The following is an 18878-nucleotide window of genomic DNA, read 5'->3' on the forward strand; positions in this document are numbered from 1 at the left end:
GCTCACACACTTTTTAGCAGTCCATTGCCAGATTTTATTCGTCCGCGGCTAACTGACCGCTTTCAACTTTGGGACGGGTTCACCATCCACAATCCGTTCGAAGCGTTGAATTTCTTCTTCAAGATGAGTCAATAGATTCTGCATTTTGGGTAGAGCATTACGGCAAGCAGTAAGACCTACTTCAAGCTTGTCCATATAACTGGTCATGGTGATATTCAGTGCCTGTCCATCCAGTACAATCGAAGCCGGATATAAGGCTTCCAAACGTGCGCCATTCCAGTACAGAGGTTCCTGAGGACCAGGGACATTGGAAATGATCACGTTAAATGCCTGACGTTTTGGCATTAAGCCAGATGCAATATTGAATCCTGCAAGACCGTAGACAAAAGCACTATAGTTCAGAATCTGATTGGCATTCATACGCTTAAAGCGTTCTTTAGCACTGAGTACACTGCGACGTACCGTTTTAAGACGCTCCAAAGGATCATCCTTATGCGTGCCCAGATTCGCCAGAATCATGGTAATACGGTTGGAAAAATCGGAATCATCGCTACGTACAGAAGCCGGCACCATCGCAATCAATGGTTTTTTTGGCAAAGCATTTTGTGTGAGTAAATATTCGCGTAAGGCACCTGAACAGATCGCCAGCACAATATCATTGATGGTCACGCCCAGCGCTTTAGAAATATGACGCAGACGCGAGAACTCAAAAGATTGTGCTGCAAAACGACGTGAGGCACTGACACGCTGATTTAAAATAGAACTTGGTGCCTGAAAGCTGGACACATAATCCGGGTTACGCCCCATATCTTTTAGTACGGTTTGTGATAATTCATAAGCCACTCGTGGCGTACATTCCAGCTGGCCTTTAATCGCCTGTAACACATTCTTCATGCGGCTGACTTTCGGCGCTTTCAGACGTTTTGCTCGTGGACCTTCTACACACCAAGGTGGCACAATACTTTTCGCATGTGGATCATGGGAAAGTGATTTTTCTACCAGACGCATGCCTGCAATACCATCTACCATCGCATGGTGAATCTTGAAGTACATGGCAAAACGGTTGCCTTCAATGCCTTCAATAATATGACAGGTCCATAAAGGTTTAGCGCGGTCAATCAGTGCGCTGTGTTCTTGGGAAATATAAGTCAGCAGCTCGCGGATACGCCCAGGTTTCGGTAAGGCAATATGACGAAAATGATGATCTAAATCAAACTCTTCATCTTCATCCCAAAATAAACCGTTTAAATAGTTATTAAATGGAGGAATCGGTGAGGATTTGGAATTGCGAATATCAGTCACCAGATCCCGGATAAAAGAGGCTGGTGCATTGTCAGGAATTTGAAACAAAAATAACCCGCCTACATGCATAGGCTGCTGCCGTTTCTCTAAAGACAAAAAAATAAAGTCAATCGGATGTAATGGACGCATAGCGTAGATTGCCTCACTGCATTTTCTTCAGCTGCTCATGTATAAGCAACCTTGTTAGAATTATTGGTATCACATTACAAAGTATAGCGATTTTGTCGCATAAAGGTACTGATTTTTCTGTAGCCGATTGGTTCACAAAAAAACCACCCGACGAACGGATGGTTTTTTAAGATTATTTTTTCAAGTTCCCGGCATGCAAGCCACATTCTTTATGGGTGGCTTCTTCCCACCACCAGCGTCCTTCACGTTCATGCTGATTTGGCAGCACAGGACGGGTACAAGGTTCACAGCCAATGGAGATAAAACCTTTTTCATGTAGTGGGTTGTATGGAATTTCCATCATTCGGATATAATTCCACACATCTGCACTAGACCAGTTGGCAAGGGGATTATATTTAATCAGCTGTTTGCCTGGACCAGAAAAACCTTCATCAGATTGAACCACTGGAATGTCATTACGTGTTCCCGGGCTTTGGTCTTTACGCTGACCGGTAATCCAGCCATCTAAAGTTGCCAGTTTTTTGCGTAAAGGTTGCACCTTGCGGATTCCGCAACATTCCTGATGGCCGTCACGGTAGAAACTGAACAAACCTTTTTCAGTCGTCAGTTGTTGAATCGCATCTGTTTCCGGGAAACAGATTTCGATATCAATATTATAGTGCTGGCGAACTTTTTCAATAAATTGATAAGTCTCAGCATGCAGACGCCCTGTATCCAGGCTAAATACCCGGAAAGGTTTACCTAAATTATATGCCATATCAATCAGTACAACATCTTCTGCACCAGAAAATGAAATGGCAATTTCGCCTTCCTGCTCGAGAGCAAGCGCTAAAATTTCACTTGGTGATTTATCTGCATATTCAGATGCAAGCGCATCTACCATAGCAATAGTGGGGATTTTGGTCATATGAGTCCTGGCGGCATAGGCTTGGAAATGACGTGGCCTATATGAATTTATTTCAGATTTATTCTATTTTAATAGAAATGCCCAAAGCTACTTATCACTAAAAAATAAATACTTATGAAAAAAACAGATTTAAAAAAGAACAGTGCAAAATCTTTTTCTTCAGCTATGATAGGGCAAAATTTTTTCAATACAACTGAGGGGATGCTTCATGGAAGTCGTATGTCTAGATCTAGAGGGCGTTTTGGTTCCAGAAATCTGGATCAATTTTGCTAAAAAAACAGGTATTAAAGAGCTCGAAGCAACGACACGTGATATTCCTGACTATGATGTGTTGATGACCCAGCGTTTGAATATTTTAAAACAGCATGGTTTGGGTCTAAATGATATCCAGGCTGTGATTGCGGATATGGGGCCATTTGAAGGCGCCAAGGAATTTGTAGAATGGGTAAGTACTCATTTTCAGCTGATTATTCTGTCTGACACTTTCTATGAATTTGCTCATCCTCTAATGAAGCAACTAGGCTGGCCAACGATTTTCTGTCATAAGCTGGAAACTGATGAAGAGGGCATGATCACTGCTTATAAACTTCGCCAGCCAGATCAGAAGCGTCAGGCAGTGAAAGCATTACACGGTCTGAATTTCCGTGTGATTGCAGCCGGTGATTCATATAACGATACCACAATGCTGGGTGAAGCAGATCATGGCTTCCTATTTGATGCGCCTGAAAATGTGATTGCTGAATTCCCGCAATTCCCGCCAATTCGTGGTTATGATGCGTTAAAAGAAGCGATTCGTAATGCTTCAGTACGTGATATTCCAGCTTAATATTTAAGTGTATGTAATAAAAGAAAGGGCGCTTATAGCGCCCTTTCTTGTTGAATACTAATTTTTTAACGCAATTAGAAACGGTAACCGATTTTCATACCATAGCCGATTGCATGGTTGTCTTCAAAGCTACCTTTTACTTCACCACCTGTTTGTGCTTGTGCATCTCCTAGCCAGAAGTATTTAACCCCAGCCTGGATAAAATAGTTTTCTGCAGGGCTGTATTGGCCGCCTAGACCGACACTCCAATAACCTTCAGTTGGACCCAAGGTGGTTACCGGGTTTCCTGCACCAGAGTCATAACCTACAGCAGCAGAGCCTGACCATTTAACGTTAAATTTATGACCTAAACCCACATTTGCAGACCATTGATCATCTGAATAATCGACAAGATTCTGCTGTTTTCCGGTGAGTGCGCCAGTTAGCTGAGATAAATAAGCAGGTTTTACTGCAAACTGATCCCAATGTACCCAGCGAATATTAGCAAAGGCTAAGGTATTTTTTGCAATGCCTGACTGTAAGTCAATGTTGACTGATTGTGGTGTAGTAATTTCCGCTTTATGGTAAGTTGGAATTACTGGTTTACCCAATAATGTGCCAGTTAATCCAGGAATATATAAAGCCCCATCTGTACCAAAACCGAAGGTTTCTGTGGTATCTAATTCATGTTTAATTTCAGAGCGATAAGTCACAGCAGCTTTTAAGGCAATTTCAGGAATAGAATATGCAAAACCAGCTAACCAACCGTAAGCTTCACTTTCTTTAAGGTCAATATCATAACCGCCAAGAACTTGCGGGCCTCTATAAGCTGTACCACGTAGGGAGACTTTCGCCTTTACGCTTTGATAGACAGGTCCGGCATAAACATTCCAGTTCTCATTTGGCTGATACCCTATAAGTGCTGTAATGCTATTGGTTTTTACTTCAACAGAAGTGCCCTCCAATACACCAGTATTGGTATTTACTGTAGCAAAAGCATTAGATTCAGGCGCATATTGAGCGTCAGCTCCAAATGGCTGGTCATAAAGTAAACCCATAGATATTTTATCAGTTGCCTGAATTTTTATAGCAGCAGTAGGGAAGTAGTAATCTTCAGCCATATCGCTGACTTTATTGCCGTCATTGTCTTTACCTTGAACTTCTGGATCTAAAACAGAAATACCCGCTTCCGCATAGTTACCAGGTTGTAAAAAAGCCTGAATAGACTGGCCTGAACGGTCTAAACCGGCAGCGAACACGAGAGAAGTAGGCAGGCTAGAAAGAAGAATAGCGATAGAGATTGGCTTAAGCTTCATGGCTCATCCTTGACAATGTTGCACAAATATTAATAAAAGTTGTGGAAAAGTAACACAAATTTAAAAAGAGTAAATGCTCCACTTCGTCCAAGAAATGAACTATGGCGGTTATAAAAAATGATTGCTTAGAGTATTTATACTATATTTTTTTGATTAACTTAATGAAAATAAACAAATAATAATTTTTATCAAAATATATTAAAAACAAAATTTAGGCAAAATTTGATTGGTGATAAAAGCATCGAATAGTATACAGGTGTATAAAAATATAATTGGGATAATAAAAACCACCCGAAGGTGGTCTTTATTAACTATCAGGAATTAGAAGCGATAGCCCATTTTTAAGCCATATGCGATTGCATGGTTATCGCTGAAGTCACCAACAATACGGTTATCTTCACCGACTTGAGCTGCAGTTTGTGATTCTGCATCACCTAACCAGAAGTATTTCACACCACCAGCAATAAATGTAGCTGGAGTAGGACTAAATTGAACGCCTAAACCAACATTCCAATAACCTTCTGTTGGTCCAAGTGTTGAAACTGGATTACCTGCACCAGAATCCCAACCCACAGAGACATTCCCAGCCCATTGCTCAGAAAGCTTACGACCTACACCTACTGTTGCAGACCATTGATCTTTATCATATTCAACTACGTGGAAACCATCTGGACGATTCACAGAATCTAATTGTCCAACAGCTTCACTTATTTTACCAAACTGGTATGGGCGAATAGAGAAATTAGACCACTCTACCCAACGTACATTAGCAAATGCTACGGTATCTGCCATGATACCTGTTTGGAAGTCTAAGTTTACAGATTGCGGAGTAGTAATTTTGGTTTTACCAGATTCAGTCATTGCATCTGTATAAGTAGTTGGTACACCTAAACCATTTAAGAGTCCTGTAACTGATGCAGCAGCAAGAGGATTATTTAAAACTGATAATCTTTCAGTAGTGCTCGCATTATGGTCGATTTCAGAGCGATAAGTTAAAGAAGCTTTTAAGGCAATCTCAGGAATTTGGAAAGCCATACCTGCTAACCATCCTAAGTCTCCTGTCTCTTTGAAATTTGCATCATAGCCATTAAAAATACTATATGCCTGTCCGCGTAATTTTAAGTCGCCTTTAACAGTTTGATATACTGGTCCTGCATAGATATTCCAGTTTTGGGTTGGTTGGTAGCCAAAAACAAAACTAAGATTTTGTGTATGTACCTCAACCTCAGTATTGCCTTGACCTAATGCAGCATTAGCATTCACTAAAGCAGTTTGAGTTCCTTGTAATTGTTGTAAGCCTGCTGCAACGATTGGATTTGATGCAGCAACTTGCTGTAAAGCACCTAGTACTAAGCTCTGCTGTGGAGTGCCTGCTGGTGCAGCTGCTGTAACAGCAGTCAAAGCTGGAGCAAAACTAGCTCCAGCTGCTTGCACTAATTGACTAACTGAATTTTGAGTAATATTCGCGATACTTGATGGAGTGAGAACTTGGTCAGTTCCTTGAGATACAAAAGCGTTATTACCGCTATATTCTGCATTTGCACCAAAAGGTTGGTCATATAAGAGACCAAATGAAAACTTATCTGTAAGTTGTAATTTTAATGCAGCATGAGGAAAATAATAGCTGTCAGCCATATCGCTAATTGAACGACGTGTGTCTAATTCGCCAGCTTCTTGTCCTGAGACATCTGCATCTAAAACAGAAATACCTGCTTCAAAATAGTTACCAGGTTGTAGGAAGGCTGCAATAGATTGGCCTGAACGGTCCATTGCCGCAGCAAATGCACCCGTCATTGGTACAGTTGCGAGAATCATTGCAGTAGTTAATGTTTTTAATTTCATTTACGTCTTTCCTTGAGGTACAAATTTATATCTAGCGTTGTTGTTTGCACTTATTAAATTCTTGGAGATTTCGGGTATTTATCCGCAATCATTTGTTACTCCATGTGACAAAAATAGCACAATTAAAATAAGAGTAAATGCTCTAGAAAAAACTAATTAGTCTAAAAAAGCACCAAAATAGAGTTTTTGCACCAAAAAATAGCTGTATTTTAAAATAAGTATTTGAAAGTAAAAGAAATAAAATAATGGAGAAAAAATGATTTTTTGTATAAAAAATATTCTAAAAATATGAAGATTAACGCTAATTTTTTGAAGTATAGATCACATTTTGAAAGGATGGTGCGCCCTGCGGGACTCGAACCCACGTCGGTCGCTTAGGAGGCAACTGCTCTATCCAGTTAAGCTAAGGGCGCGAAAGAAGGCTATTGTACTGTAAAAAATGCAAAAAAAAAGTTATTGCCGAAGCAATAACTTTAAAAATCATCGATTAAAAGATTTTTTGATTAATTCTTAGGGCGCAGTGCCTTAAACAGAATAAACATGATCACTACCCAGATCGGAAGCATCAGTACTGATTCTTTAAAGCCTTGTGTCCACATGATGTAAAGAATGGTTGCAATGAAAGCTAAAACCAGAATATTACTTGCAGGTGACCACAATGCAGGGAAACTGGTCTTTTGTCCTAACTGCTTCATGCTTTGCATAAACTTGAAGTGGGTCAAGCTAATCATGGCCCAGTTCAGTACCAATGCACCTACCACCACATACATCAGGTGACTTAAGGCATCTTCAGGAACAAAGTAGTTTAGGAGTACACAGCCGAAAATCAGCAGGGCAGAGAACAGTACTGCAGGAATAGGAACCCCTTGTTTGTTCACAGTCTTGAAGATTTTAGGGGCATTACCTTGCTGTGCCAGACCATAAAGCATACGGCTATTGGCATACATACCACTGTTATAAACAGAGAGTGCCGCTGTCAGGATGATGAAGTTCAGCAGATGTGCTGCCCAGTCAATCCCCAGCTGGCTGAAGATCATCACAAACGGGCTTTTATCTAGGCCGCCAAGCTCTAACTGATTCCAAGGTACTAAAGACAATAGAATGGTCAATGCACCTACATAGAATACCAGAATACGGAATACGACCTGATTAATCGCTTTTGGAATGGTTTTTTCTGGATTTTCAGCTTCTGCTGCCGCCATCCCGATCAGTTCAATCCCACCGAAGGCAAACATCAGGAAGGCCAGCATATAGAATAAGCCTTCAAAACCATTCGGGAAGAAACCGCCTGCTGTCCAAAGGTTGCTGAAAGAAGCTCCTGAAGAGGCATCAGCAGTCAGGATCAGATAGAGACCAAAGACAATCATGGAAACGACCGCAGTCACTTTCACAATAGACAGCCAGAATTCTGATTCACCGTAGAATTTCACATTGCCGAGATTGACCAGCGTAATTACGATGAAGAAAAACAGAACTGAGGTCCAAGCAGGAATATGAGGCCACCAGTAATTAATATATTTTGCAACGGCGGTGAGCTCGGTCATAGCCACCAGGATATATAAGATCCAGTAGTTCCAACCCGCAAGGAAACCAGGGAATTTGCCCCAGTATTTATAAGCAAAATGGCTGAATGAACCTGCTACAGGTTCATGAACAATCATCTCACCCAATTGACGCATGATTAAGAATGCAATTAAGCCACCAATGGCATAGCCAAGAATAATAGAAGGACCCGCAGATTGGATCACCTGTGCGGAACCTAAGAATAAGCCTGTGCCAATTGCACCGCCCATGGCGATCAACTGAATATGACGGTTCTTTAAGCCACGCTGAAGTTGTGAAGACTCGTTATTCAAAGTGTTCAGCCCGACAATGTAAGAAATAGGTATAAAGATTGTAATGGAACAAAGATAAGAAGCCTAGAGCACCCGTCTGGATAAAATATTATTATCGTATTTATAAAAAAAAATTATAAAAATAAATAGAATAAAAGATATGTGAATCAATATATTAATTTTATTGAAAATGTAACTGATGAGTTTGCTGTTTTTTTAACTCGACACAAATGCTGTTTTTTTATACTTAGGTCGGGCAAGGCAGCTACTTGGCTTTAAACCGATTATACTCGTCTCAGAAATATTCAATAATTTTGATCAGAATAAAGACAAGCCAGAGGAAGAAAGTATTCATGAGTTTCGCTGCCCAAATCAAAATCCCGGCCACTTACATGCGCGGAGGCACCAGTAAAGGGGTGTTCTTTAAACTGGACGATTTACCTGCTGCTGCACAACAGGCAGGCCGAATTCGGGACCAGTTATTATTAAGAGTGATCGGCAGCCCGGATCCATATGGCAAGCAGATTGATGGGATGGGCGGTGCCAGTTCAAGTACCAGCAAAACTGTGATTCTGTCTAAAAGTCAGCAAGAAAATCATGATGTGGATTATCTGTTTGGTCAGGTATCGATTGATCGACCTTTTGTGGACTGGAGTGGTAATTGTGGCAATCTGACTGCAGCAGTTGGGGCATTTGCGATCTCCAATGGTCTAGTCGATCCTGCACGTATTCCTGAAAATGGGCTGTGTACGGTGCGAATCTGGCAGGCGAATATTCAGAAAACCATTATTGCCCATGTACCGATGCAGAATGGTCAGGTTCAGGAATTAGGTGATTTTGAGCTGGATGGCGTAACTTTCCCAGCAGCCGAAGTACAGATTGAATTTCTGGATCCTGCCGATGATGATGCCGAGGGCGGTTCAATGTTCCCGACCGGAAATTTAACCGATACGCTGGAAGTACCGAATATTGGCAGTTTTGAAGTGACAATGATTAATGCCGGGATCCCGACAGTTTTCTTAAAGGCAGAAGATCTGGGCTATAACGGTACCGAGTTACAGGACCATATCAATAATGATGCAGCCGCTTTGGTGAAGTTTGAAACCATTCGAGCCTATGCTGCTCAACAGATGGGTCTGATTCAGGACATTAGTGAAGCTGTTACACGTCAGCATACGCCAAAGATCGCCTTTGTGGCTCCGCCAAAGACTTATACGTCCTCTAGTGGTAAGGAAGTCACTGAAGCAGATAGCGATATTCTGGTTCGTGCCTTATCAATGGGTAAGTTGCATCATGCCATGATGGGGACAGCGGCTGTAGCGATTGGGACAGCGGCAGCGATTCCGGGAACTTTAGTAAATCGTGTTGCAGGTGGCGGGGAGCATGAATCAGTTCGCTTTGGTCATCCTTCCGGCACCTTAAGAGTGGGTGCGCAAGCAGTGCAGGAAAATGGAGAGTGGAAAGTGAAAAAAGCCATTATGAGCCGTAGTGCGCGTGTGCTAATGGAAGGTTGGGTGCGTGTCCCTGAAGATGTTCTCTCTTAAAATTATTCCTTGAGAAATTAGCCTAAGTAAAACCATCAGTTCTCTGGTGGTTTTTTATTGATGCAGATTTTCTACCTTAAATTTTCAGTCTCAATACAGAATTATGGAACAACATTTGGATTTAAGACTGAAAATTCAATGCAATTCTAGGTACAATGCCTGATAACAGACAGGCACTTATAAACTGTCATTTTATTATTCTGGCTACGTATTCGAGGCGAATGTGTCATCTATCACTGACGTATCAACCCATGCACTAACTCAAGCACAACAACGGATTCAACACGATTTACTGACTGCTTTGGAAGCCTTTTCTATCCCAGAACCGTTAAAGTCGGCAGTACATCATGCCGTAATGCTAGGAGGAAAGCGGGTACGTCCAGCGCTCTGTTATGCCACTGCTGCATTAAAGCCGAATCAGAATAGTGCTGCGGTACGCCGTGCCGCAGTTGCGATCGAGTTTATTCATTGCTATTCGCTAGCGCATGATGACTTGCCATGTATGGACAATGACTTGTTACGTCGTGGTCAGCCAACCTGTCATGCTGCCTATGGAGAAGATACGGCTCTTTTGGCGGGTGATATTTTGCAATCTATGGCGTTTGAAATTCTGGGTAGTCGTCTGTTTGATCAGGGGCCTGCAGTAGAACCTGCGATTGTCTTGAAGCAGATGCAGATTCTGGCGACTGCTTCCTCGAAAATGGTCAATGGTCAGGTACTTGATTTACAGGCGGAAGGGAAAAAAATTGATCAGAAAGCATTGGAAACCATTCACCGAAATAAAACCGGTGCCTTGATCAGTGCAGCGATCATGATGGCAGCGGTGACGATCTTTGAAGGGACTGATCTGGCCATTCCAAAATTGCGTGAATTCGGGCAAGCCATTGGTCTTGCTTTCCAGGTGCAGGACGATATTCTGGATATTATTTCTGATACAGAAGTGCTGGGTAAAACGGCGGGCAAGGATGAACAGGTGGAGAAGTCAACTTATCCAGCATTGATGGGTTTAGAGAAAGCCCAAGCCTATGCACAGCAATTACATGATCAGGCCATGACTGCACTGAATCATTTTGAAAGTCAAGCCGATGACCTGATGCAGATTACCCAGTTCCTGCTGACACGTAAAAGCTGATTTTAATAAACTAATCTTCCTGAAATCAGCTTAAAACAAGCATAAAAAAGAGGACTTAAAGTCCTCTTTTCTTTTATATTGAATTACTTGCTTTCGTTATACAGACGTTCTGCCTGTTCAAAGCGTGTCGTAATTTCAGCTGTTGGCGCTTTGCCTAATAGACTCACAACCACAATCGCAATCCATGAACAGATAAAACCTGGAATAATTTCATAGATGCCGGCTGGAATAAAACCAAGACCTGTTCCACCAATAGTATTCTTCCACAGAATCACCATACATGCGCCAACGATCATGCCTGCCAAGGCGCCATTCAAGGTCATGCGCTTCCAGAACAAAGACAGAATAATCAGTGGACCAAAAGCAGCGCCAAAACCTGCCCAAGCATACGCCACCAGACCCAAGACTTTAGATTCAGGATTACCAGCCATCCAGATCGCCAATAAAGCAATGAGAAGCACCATCAAACGACCGACCCAAACCAGTTCTTTTTGTGAGGCATTTTTACGTAGGAATGATTTATAGAAGTCTTCAGTCAGGGTACTTGAACAAACCAGTAACTGACAGCTAAGCGTACTCATCACCGCGGCCAAAATTGCCGCCAGAACCACACCGGCAATCCATGGATTGAACAGGATTTTAGTCAGTTCCATAAACACGGTTTCAGGATTGGCATTCACCACAGCAGCGAGTTCCGGATGTTGCTGGAAATAGGCAATACCAAAGAAACCTGCGGCCACTGCACCACCCAAACAAAGCGTCATCCAGGTCATCCCGATACGGCGTGCATTTGGAATCGACTTCACTGAATCGGCGGCCATGAAACGCACTAAAATATGCGGCTGACCAAAATAACCCAAACCCCATGCCATTAATGACAGGATCGCGATGGTACTCAGATCACCGACCAAGTTCATGGCCTGTGGACGTGCGGCTTCCAAAGCGAGCGTAACTTGCGACATATCTGAAAAAGTCAGGATGGTTACGATTGGCGTAAGAAGCAGGGCGAAGATCATCAGGGTTGCCTGAATGGTATCCGTCCAGCTGACTGCTAGGAAACCGCCAATAAACACATAACTGATCGTTGCAATCGCACTGATCCAGAGCGCTGTACTATAAGACATGTCGAACATGCTTTCGAACAGCCGTGCACCTGCCACCATGCCTGAAGCACAATAAATTGCAAAGAAAATCAGAATGACAAATGCCGAAACCACACGCAGCACTTTTTTCTGATCATTAAAACGGTTCGAGAAATAATCCGGTAGGGTCAGGGCATTGTGCTGGACTTCGGTATGGACCCGTAAACGGCCCGCAACCAGCAGCCAGTTCAGCCATGCACCGATAATCAGACCAATCGCAATCCACATTTCGGACAAACCTGAAAGATAAATTGCGCCCGGCAAGCCCATCAGCAGCCAGCCACTCATGTCGGAAGCCCCTGCAGAAAGTGCAGTTACGAAACTACCTAAACGTCGGCCCCCTAAGATGTAATCAGAAAAGTTGTTTGTCGCACGGTATGCCATCAGGCCAATCACGACCATGCCGACAATATAAAAAAGAAAGGTAATTAAGGTTGGATTTAGGGAGCTCATACGGTATCCATTTTTAAGTTGGACAGTAGATCGAAACAAGGATTATGACAGATGCGAAAGACTTTAATCCGAAAGCCAAGCAACATCGAATCCAGAGGATTTCAAAAATAAACGCGAAATTTAACCATAAATTCACAATCTTTGCTGAGATTTTCTTATTTTGAAAGAAAATAGGCAACCAATTGGCTGCCTATTGTGAAGTATCTCTGAAATTTAGTGACGTCCCATCACACCGCGAATGGTATTCAGCACATCGGCAGGCAAGACCACAGTCTTGGCATTTGGAGACTTGGCCATATCCTGCATGGCTTTGACATATTGTTCACCCAACAGATAAGCCACAGGAATTTCCTTGTCACCAATTGCCTGACTCACCATATCAATCGCACGCTGTGAAGATTCTGCCAGTACGACTTGCGCTTCTGCATCACGACGTGACGCTTCCAGACGACCATCAGCTTCCAGAATGGCGGCCTGTTTTTCACCATCCGCTTTAGTCACGGTTGCACGACGTTGACGCTCTGCCGCTGCCTGTTCTTCCATCGCCGTCTGCATGGTTACAGAAGGTTTGATATCCTGGATTTCAACCGTCTTTAAGGTGATTCCCCAGTCTGAAATATCATCAGAAATGCTGGACTTTAAACGTGCCTTGATATGATCACGCGAAGATAAGGCATCATCCAGATCCATTTCACCCACGATTGAACGTAGCGAAGTTTGTACCAGGTTCTGAATTGCCCATGAGTAGTTCTCAATCCCGTACACCGCTTTTTCAGGAGTTGTCAGGTTGATATAAGCCACCGCATTCATCAGCAAGACGGCGTTATCGCGGGTAATTACCTCCTGAGAAGGAATATCCAGAACGATATCTTTGGTGGTGACTTTATAAGCCACTTCATCTACGTAAGGAATGACAAAATTCAGGCCAGGATTAAGCGTGGTGTGATATTTACCCAGACGTTGCACAATCCATTTATAGCCTTGTGGAACAATCCGTACACCTTTAAAAATGGTAATCGCAACAAAGGCCAAGAACGCAATAACAATGATAGTGCCAGCAGACATAATTTATTCACCTTTTTCGTTTTGATATTGAGTGCTGTGGGGCTGTACAACCAGGTCATTTCCCAGAATATCGACAACACGGACACGATCCCCAACCTGAACTTTATCCAGAGCACGGCAATCCCATTCATCCGAGCCTAAAACAGGCAGCGGAAACCGGACCCGGATCTGATCCTGTTCAAGATCGGTCTGAATCACCATACCAATCTGACCAATAGTGGCTTCACGCGACAGGCCGGCTTTGGTCTTGTCGATAGAAAGCGGCTTGATAAACTTAAACCAAAGCAAGGTACAAAGAACAGACAGGATGATCCAGGTCAGGATCTGGGTGGTCAGTCCCATCATCGGGAACATCCAGTACAGAATGCCGACCATAATGGCACCAATCCCGAACCAGAGGGCAGCAAAAGCGGGCAGGAGTAATTCTGACAGAATAAGAAGTATTCCCAATACAAACCAGTGCCAAGGTTCAAGAACTAATTCCATATCGTGACCTATATTGCTAAGTATTTAATTAATCATCATCTTTATATGATTTACTTCCAATGTAGCAGATGCTGCAGCAGATGAATATAAAAAATTTCTGATTAAAATTTTGCCGGTCGTGCAGGCTTGAATGCAGCCGGAGACTGCCTAAAATCACTGATGGCTTTTTCAATTGAACGGATTTTTAGTTGCGCGGCTTTTTCACCTTCGAGAATGGTTTCATTGCTGGCTTTTAAATCCAGCGTACCAATATGACCTACTTTAGGCTGGATCACGATATTAGCTTGCCTGAGTTCTTCATTGATACTTTGCTGACCCATAATATTAATAGTCTGGTCCAGTACGCCCCACATGTTGAGTGCTTTATTGCTGTCCGGACGGGCAGATATATCTACGGCAATAACAATATCTGCTCCCATATCTTTGGCCGTTTTTACTGGAATTGGACTAACCAGACCGCCATCGACATATTTTGTACCGCCAATTACAGCGGGCACAAAGACATTCGGAATACTGCAAGAGGCACGCACGGCTTGTCCGGCATTGCCTTTAATAAAGTCAGCTTTACGGCCATTGTCTAGGCGGGTTGCCACTGCCGCGAAGCGAATCGGGAACTGTTCAATCGGTTTATTCGCCACATTTTTATTGACGAAATCCTGCAGTTTCTGTCCGGCAATAATCCCTTGGCGGTTCAGGGTTAAATCACGAATATCGGATTCTTTAAAGTTCAAGGCGATTTGCTGCAACTGATAAGGAGATTTGCCGCTGGCATATAGACTGCCCACGAAGCTTCCGGCACTAGTTCCAGTAACAATCTTCGGTTTGATGCCGTGCGATTCGAGGACTTTGAGTACCCCGATATGGGCAAAGCCTTTGGCACCGCCACCACCGAGCGCAATAGCCACCACAGGTTCACGAGCCTGAAGAGGAGTAGAGGTTGTTGGGGTTTTAGTAGCTTTATCACATGCTGCAAGGCTTAAACCCAAGCAGCCAATCAGAGCATAACGGGTTAATTTCATTATAAAAAACTGGCGATTAAATCAACAAAATTCAGGCTATCACATCAAAAAAAGCCAGTTTTGCCTAGTCTTTTTTCAAAAGCTTTTGTAACGGCTTGGCGACCCAATCCGGATTTTTGGCCGAAAATTTACCTTCATAATGCTTATAGATCTGTTCCAGATCATATTCATAATCACCTGTCAGGTGATATACACCGAGGATATGAACGGTCTTGATGTCATAGTCAAAGGAAAACATCACAATCGGCAAATGCGCCGCTTTGGCAATATGATAAAAACCACTGCGGATTTTTTCAGGACCCTTGCGTGAGCCTTCTGGTGCCATACCGACCCAGATTTGAGGTGATTTTTCAATAATCTCGACAATCTGTCGGGTATGACCTTGTGGACTATCCCGCACGACTGGAACGACCCCAATCCATTCCAGAACCGGCTTGAGGGGAGTGCGAAATAGGCTATCTTTACCAAAAATCGTAATCTGAATACCGAGACCGAGCAAGGCGTTAAAACCGAGCCAGGCATCAATATTTGAAGTATGCGGAGAAATAATGGCCACAGCTTTGGGCAAATCGGGAAATTCTCCTTCCAGACGCCAGCCCTGAGCCAAGAAAAGTTGCCTGAAAAAAGTCCGGCTCAGTTTGCTGCCACGAGCCGGGACATGTGGCGGTAACCGGGGGAAACGTGTCTGGGTCATTACTTCTGTCTCTTCCTGAAACTAATTTTTCTTTATTTTTGATTATATTAGACTGTTGTAAAATCCGGATCATTGGCAAAATGTATGGCATCTTAAATGCCGTTAATGCATTTTCACCCTAAGGACTTGGCCTGCATATGCGGAATATCTATATCTTACTGTTTTCGCTGTATTGGGCACAGGGGCTTCCGGTCGGATTTATGACCCATGCCTTGCCGGTCATTCTGCGGGCTGAAGGCGTATCTCTGGCACATATTGGTGGCTTTGGCCTGCTCATGCTGCCATGGTCGATTAAAATCTTCTGGGCGCCTTTAATTGATCGGCATGGATCGAGTGCCAAAGGTCATTACCGTAGCTGGATTATTCCTTTGCAATGGCTTTCTGTCGCTGTACTGATTGGGCTGTCCTTCTTGCCGATCCAAGCCTTAAACCAGCCGCTGTACCTGTTGATCTTTTTTATCACGTTGTTAGTGATGAATGGGATCGGCGCTACTCAGGATATTGCTACAGATGGACTGGCAGTCAATATTCTAAAAAATGAACAACAGCACTGGGGCAATACCTTTCAGGTGATTGGTTCTCGTCTGGGATTCATTGTCGGAGGCGGGGCCATATTATGGCTGCTCGATCTGCTGCAATGGCAAAGTACCTTTCTGTTACTGGCTGCGCTGGTTTTTCTTAATACTTTACCCATTTTACTTTTTAGAGAACCTCAGCATTCAAAAATTATCACGCCAGCTGATAAAGGACCTGCACTCAGCAATATAAAAACCTATTTTCAATACTTCTGGTCAGATTTAACCTTGGCGAGGTGGCTTCTGGTTTTACTGACCTTTAAAATCGCCGATGGTTTATCCGGGCCTTTATTAAAACCGTTAATGGTAGATCTCGGACTGAGCTTTAGCCAGATTGGCCTTTATGTCACCATGCTTGGTGCATTTGCGGCACTGATTGGAGCAGGATTGGCTGGCTGGTGTCTGAAATACTGGTCGCGCAGCCGGAGTTTACTGATTTTCTCTGTCCTGAAAATCATGACTTTAATGGCTTATGCCTGGCTGGCTGGCCAGTATGAAATCCAAAATAAAGTAGAAAACTGGATCATTTATCTCATTAATGCTGCCGAGGATATGATATCGGCCATGCTCTTAGTCGTTATGTTGACCTTGGTGATGCAATACAGCCGCAAGCATCTGGCAGGAACTGATTTCACTTTTCAGGTCGCCTTGATGGCTACTGTAAGCGGGGGACTTTATAGCCTGAGCGGGCTACTAGGGGATTATTGGGGGTATGCACAGTATTTAACATATATTGTATGGATCAGCGTGTTTTTATTATGGCCTATTGTATTTTGGGGTAGAACACAGCAAGACTCCTGATCATTGCAACGCATCAATTAAAGCCGTATTAAAAACAATCAAATTATTTTAAAAGTGTCGTTAATACATATTTTAGCTAAAAGTATGAGATAAAAATGATTTCAAACTGAGTCTAAAATTGTTAAATTTCTGATGTTTTTATACGGCTTATTATGTAGGTATAGTTAAAAAACATAAATCCAGTAAAATCATGTAACATGATAAGGATGGTTTTTAACTATGCACATTGTTCGTGAGTGATCTCACGAGATAATAAAATAAGTCAATTTATAATTATAGATATTCCACACGCTTTAGATTTTAGTGGGAATCAGTGAGCTTTCAAAGCCAATGAACGTTTGTTCAATATGGAGAATTTAATGAATCAAGTTTTAACACGAAAGTTTTTAGCTAAGGGATTAGCAGTTGCAGTAACAACCTTGATGATGGGGACGGTTGCACATGCTGAAACACAAGAGCAAAAAGAAATTAAGCAGCTGCGTCAAGAAGTTGAAGCACTAAAAGCATTAGTAACACAGCAGCAACAAGTTCAGCATAATCAAGCCGTGCAGATTGAACAAGTTAAAGCAGCACCACAACCATCAGCAGCTGCACCGAAAGCACTAAGTACAAAATCAGATACTGAAGTGAAGCTATATGGTTTCGTTCGTGGTGATGCGAACTATATCATTGAAGGTTCAGCAGGTGACTTCTCTGACGTTGCTAAAACCAATGGTCAAACCAGAGACAAGTTAGTCGCAACAGCAAAAACAACACGATTGGGTTTAGATTTTAAAACCAGTGTTAACGGTGCAGAGGTTGGCGGTAAACTTGAAAGTGATTTCGCAGGTACTAACGATTCATTCCGTATACGTCAAGCATATTTAACCTATGAAAATTGGTTGATTGGTCAAACCCAATCTAACTTCTTGTCAAATCATGCACCGTTTATGATTGACTTCAGCACCAACGTCGGTGGGGGGACTACCCGTCTACCAATGGTTCGTTATGGGTTTGATTTGACACCGGCAACGCAATTATTCCTGGCGGCAGAAAAGCCAAACTCAAGTGCTGCACAGACTGAATTAAATGCCCAAGGCGAAAGAGTAAGTGTTGAACATATCAAATCAAGTGTACCAACATTGACTGCTAAATTGGCACACAACTTTGATGACAAAAAAGGTAATGCGTCTGCGCGTGCTTTAGTTGAAGTTTATAAAGATGAAGACACTAATAAACGTAAAGCAGGTTGGGGTCTAGCAGCAGGTACAACGTATCAAGTACTTGATCCTTTAAAAGCGACGCTGGATGTCAGCTATACCAAAGGTGTAAACGGTATTTTGTATGGTACCAATGCCAATGCTGCATTCGTAGATGATGAAGGTAACCGTAATATTGAACAAAATGAAATTTGGGCGGTACAAACGGGCTTAACGTACAGCATTTTATCTAACTTAAAAACATCACTTGGTTATGGTGCATTGTTTGCCGATAAAGACTCAGACTATGCAGACCTCAATCCTACTGCAAACAAAGAGGTACAACAAGCTTGGTTAAACTTGGTGTATTCACCAGTTAAACCGCTTGAGTTTGGTGTTGAGTATGTCAACGGTGAGCGTAAAACCTTTAATAATGGAAAATTCAAAGATAACCGTATTGGTTTAATGAGCAAATATAGCTTCTAATTGATGATGTGAAGCTAAATAAAAAATCCCACCACTTGGTGTAATGCCAGTCAGTTAAGAGATTGACTGGCTTTTTCTTGGGTATTTTTGAGGTTTTCCTTTTACAACCCTTGGATAACTCCTCACTCTTCTCTCAGGTATAACATACCGATTAGATTTCTCCATTA

Annotated in this window: 15 protein-coding genes and 1 tRNA gene; 5 read left to right on the top strand and 11 right to left on the bottom strand. The window is 42.6% G+C overall.

The window, feature by feature from the left end; genetic code table 11:
- Positions 1 to 48: 48 nt before the first annotated feature.
- Together FTV18_RS10850 and FTV18_RS10855 are read right to left on the bottom strand one after the other, a co-directional pair.
- Positions 49 to 1431 (bottom strand): wax ester/triacylglycerol synthase family O-acyltransferase, encoded by a 1383-nt coding sequence (locus tag FTV18_RS10850; RefSeq protein WP_159122852.1) that lies wholly within the window; start codon positions 1429 to 1431, stop codon positions 49 to 51.
- Positions 1432 to 1603: 172 nt separating this feature from the next.
- Complete coding sequence (locus tag FTV18_RS10855; RefSeq protein WP_180017942.1) at positions 1604 to 2338, bottom strand: phosphoadenylyl-sulfate reductase; 735 nt, start codon at positions 2336 to 2338, stop codon at positions 1604 to 1606.
- Positions 2339 to 2546: 208 nt separating this feature from the next.
- Here FTV18_RS10855 and thrH point away from each other — a divergent pair, with 208 nt between their 5' ends.
- A complete protein-coding gene (gene thrH, locus FTV18_RS10860; RefSeq protein WP_179993412.1) occupies positions 2547 to 3164 on the top strand; it encodes a bifunctional phosphoserine phosphatase/homoserine phosphotransferase ThrH in 618 nt (205 codons plus the stop codon).
- Between the two features lie 74 nt (positions 3165 to 3238).
- Here thrH and FTV18_RS10865 read toward each other — a convergent pair whose 3' ends face one another.
- The 4 genes from FTV18_RS10865 to FTV18_RS10880 form a co-directional block, all read right to left on the bottom strand.
- Positions 3239 to 4459 carry an OmpP1/FadL family transporter gene (locus tag FTV18_RS10865; RefSeq protein ID WP_180017940.1) on the bottom strand — a complete coding sequence of 407 codons (1221 nt, stop codon included), beginning with the start codon at positions 4457 to 4459 and terminating at the stop codon, positions 3239 to 3241.
- A gap of 321 nt (positions 4460 to 4780) precedes the next feature.
- Positions 4781 to 6301 (bottom strand): outer membrane protein transport protein, encoded by a 1521-nt coding sequence (locus tag FTV18_RS10870; RefSeq protein ID WP_179993355.1) that lies wholly within the window; start codon positions 6299 to 6301, stop codon positions 4781 to 4783.
- A 337-nt stretch (positions 6302 to 6638) separates the two neighbouring features.
- Positions 6639 to 6714: transfer RNA gene (locus FTV18_RS10875), tRNA-Arg, on the bottom strand.
- 90 nt (positions 6715 to 6804) lie between these two features.
- Positions 6805 to 8157 carry an amino acid permease gene (locus FTV18_RS10880; protein ID WP_179993356.1) on the bottom strand — a complete coding sequence of 451 codons (1353 nt, stop codon included), beginning with the start codon at positions 8155 to 8157 and terminating at the stop codon, positions 6805 to 6807.
- A gap of 332 nt (positions 8158 to 8489) precedes the next feature.
- Here FTV18_RS10880 and prpF point away from each other — a divergent pair, with 332 nt between their 5' ends.
- Positions 8490 to 9680 carry a 2-methylaconitate cis-trans isomerase PrpF gene (gene prpF / locus FTV18_RS10885; protein WP_180017938.1) on the top strand — a complete coding sequence of 397 codons (1191 nt, stop codon included), beginning with the start codon at positions 8490 to 8492 and terminating at the stop codon, positions 9678 to 9680.
- Between the two features lie 223 nt (positions 9681 to 9903).
- Positions 9904 to 10812 (top strand): farnesyl diphosphate synthase, encoded by a 909-nt coding sequence (locus FTV18_RS10890; protein ID WP_180017936.1) that lies wholly within the window; start codon positions 9904 to 9906, stop codon positions 10810 to 10812.
- An 83-nt stretch (positions 10813 to 10895) separates the two neighbouring features.
- On the opposite strand, the gene putP is transcribed toward FTV18_RS10890, so the two are convergent.
- From putP to FTV18_RS10915, 5 genes are all read right to left on the bottom strand, one after another.
- Positions 10896 to 12407 (bottom strand): sodium/proline symporter PutP, encoded by a 1512-nt coding sequence (gene putP / locus FTV18_RS10895; RefSeq protein ID WP_004783075.1) that lies wholly within the window; start codon positions 12405 to 12407, stop codon positions 10896 to 10898.
- A gap of 213 nt (positions 12408 to 12620) precedes the next feature.
- Positions 12621 to 13472, bottom strand: a complete 852-nt coding sequence (locus FTV18_RS10900; RefSeq protein ID WP_005234507.1) for an SPFH domain-containing protein — start codon at positions 13470 to 13472, stop codon at positions 12621 to 12623.
- A gap of 3 nt (positions 13473 to 13475) precedes the next feature.
- Positions 13476 to 13958 (bottom strand): NfeD family protein, encoded by a 483-nt coding sequence (locus tag FTV18_RS10905; RefSeq protein ID WP_004783073.1) that lies wholly within the window; start codon positions 13956 to 13958, stop codon positions 13476 to 13478.
- A gap of 101 nt (positions 13959 to 14059) precedes the next feature.
- Positions 14060 to 14977: a patatin-like phospholipase family protein gene (locus FTV18_RS10910; RefSeq protein WP_004783071.1), complete on the bottom strand. Its 918-nt coding sequence runs from the start codon at positions 14975 to 14977 to the stop codon at positions 14060 to 14062.
- A 64-nt stretch (positions 14978 to 15041) separates the two neighbouring features.
- On the bottom strand, positions 15042 to 15671 hold the full coding sequence (locus tag FTV18_RS10915; RefSeq protein ID WP_180017934.1) for a 1-acyl-sn-glycerol-3-phosphate acyltransferase: 630 nt from the start codon (positions 15669 to 15671) through the stop codon (positions 15042 to 15044).
- A 137-nt stretch (positions 15672 to 15808) separates the two neighbouring features.
- On the opposite strand from FTV18_RS10915, the gene FTV18_RS10920 reads away from it, so the two are divergent.
- Both FTV18_RS10920 and FTV18_RS10925 read left to right on the top strand, forming a co-directional pair.
- Positions 15809 to 17047: an MFS transporter gene (locus tag FTV18_RS10920; protein ID WP_180017932.1), complete on the top strand. Its 1239-nt coding sequence runs from the start codon at positions 15809 to 15811 to the stop codon at positions 17045 to 17047.
- Positions 17048 to 17406: 359 nt separating this feature from the next.
- On the top strand, positions 17407 to 18711 hold the full coding sequence (locus tag FTV18_RS10925; protein WP_179993363.1) for a DcaP family trimeric outer membrane transporter: 1305 nt from the start codon (positions 17407 to 17409) through the stop codon (positions 18709 to 18711).
- The last annotated feature ends 167 nt before the right edge of the window (positions 18712 to 18878 follow it).

It is taken from the genome of Acinetobacter sp. YH12241, assembly GCF_013417535.1.
Taxonomy (GTDB): Bacteria; Pseudomonadota; Gammaproteobacteria; order Pseudomonadales; family Moraxellaceae; genus Acinetobacter.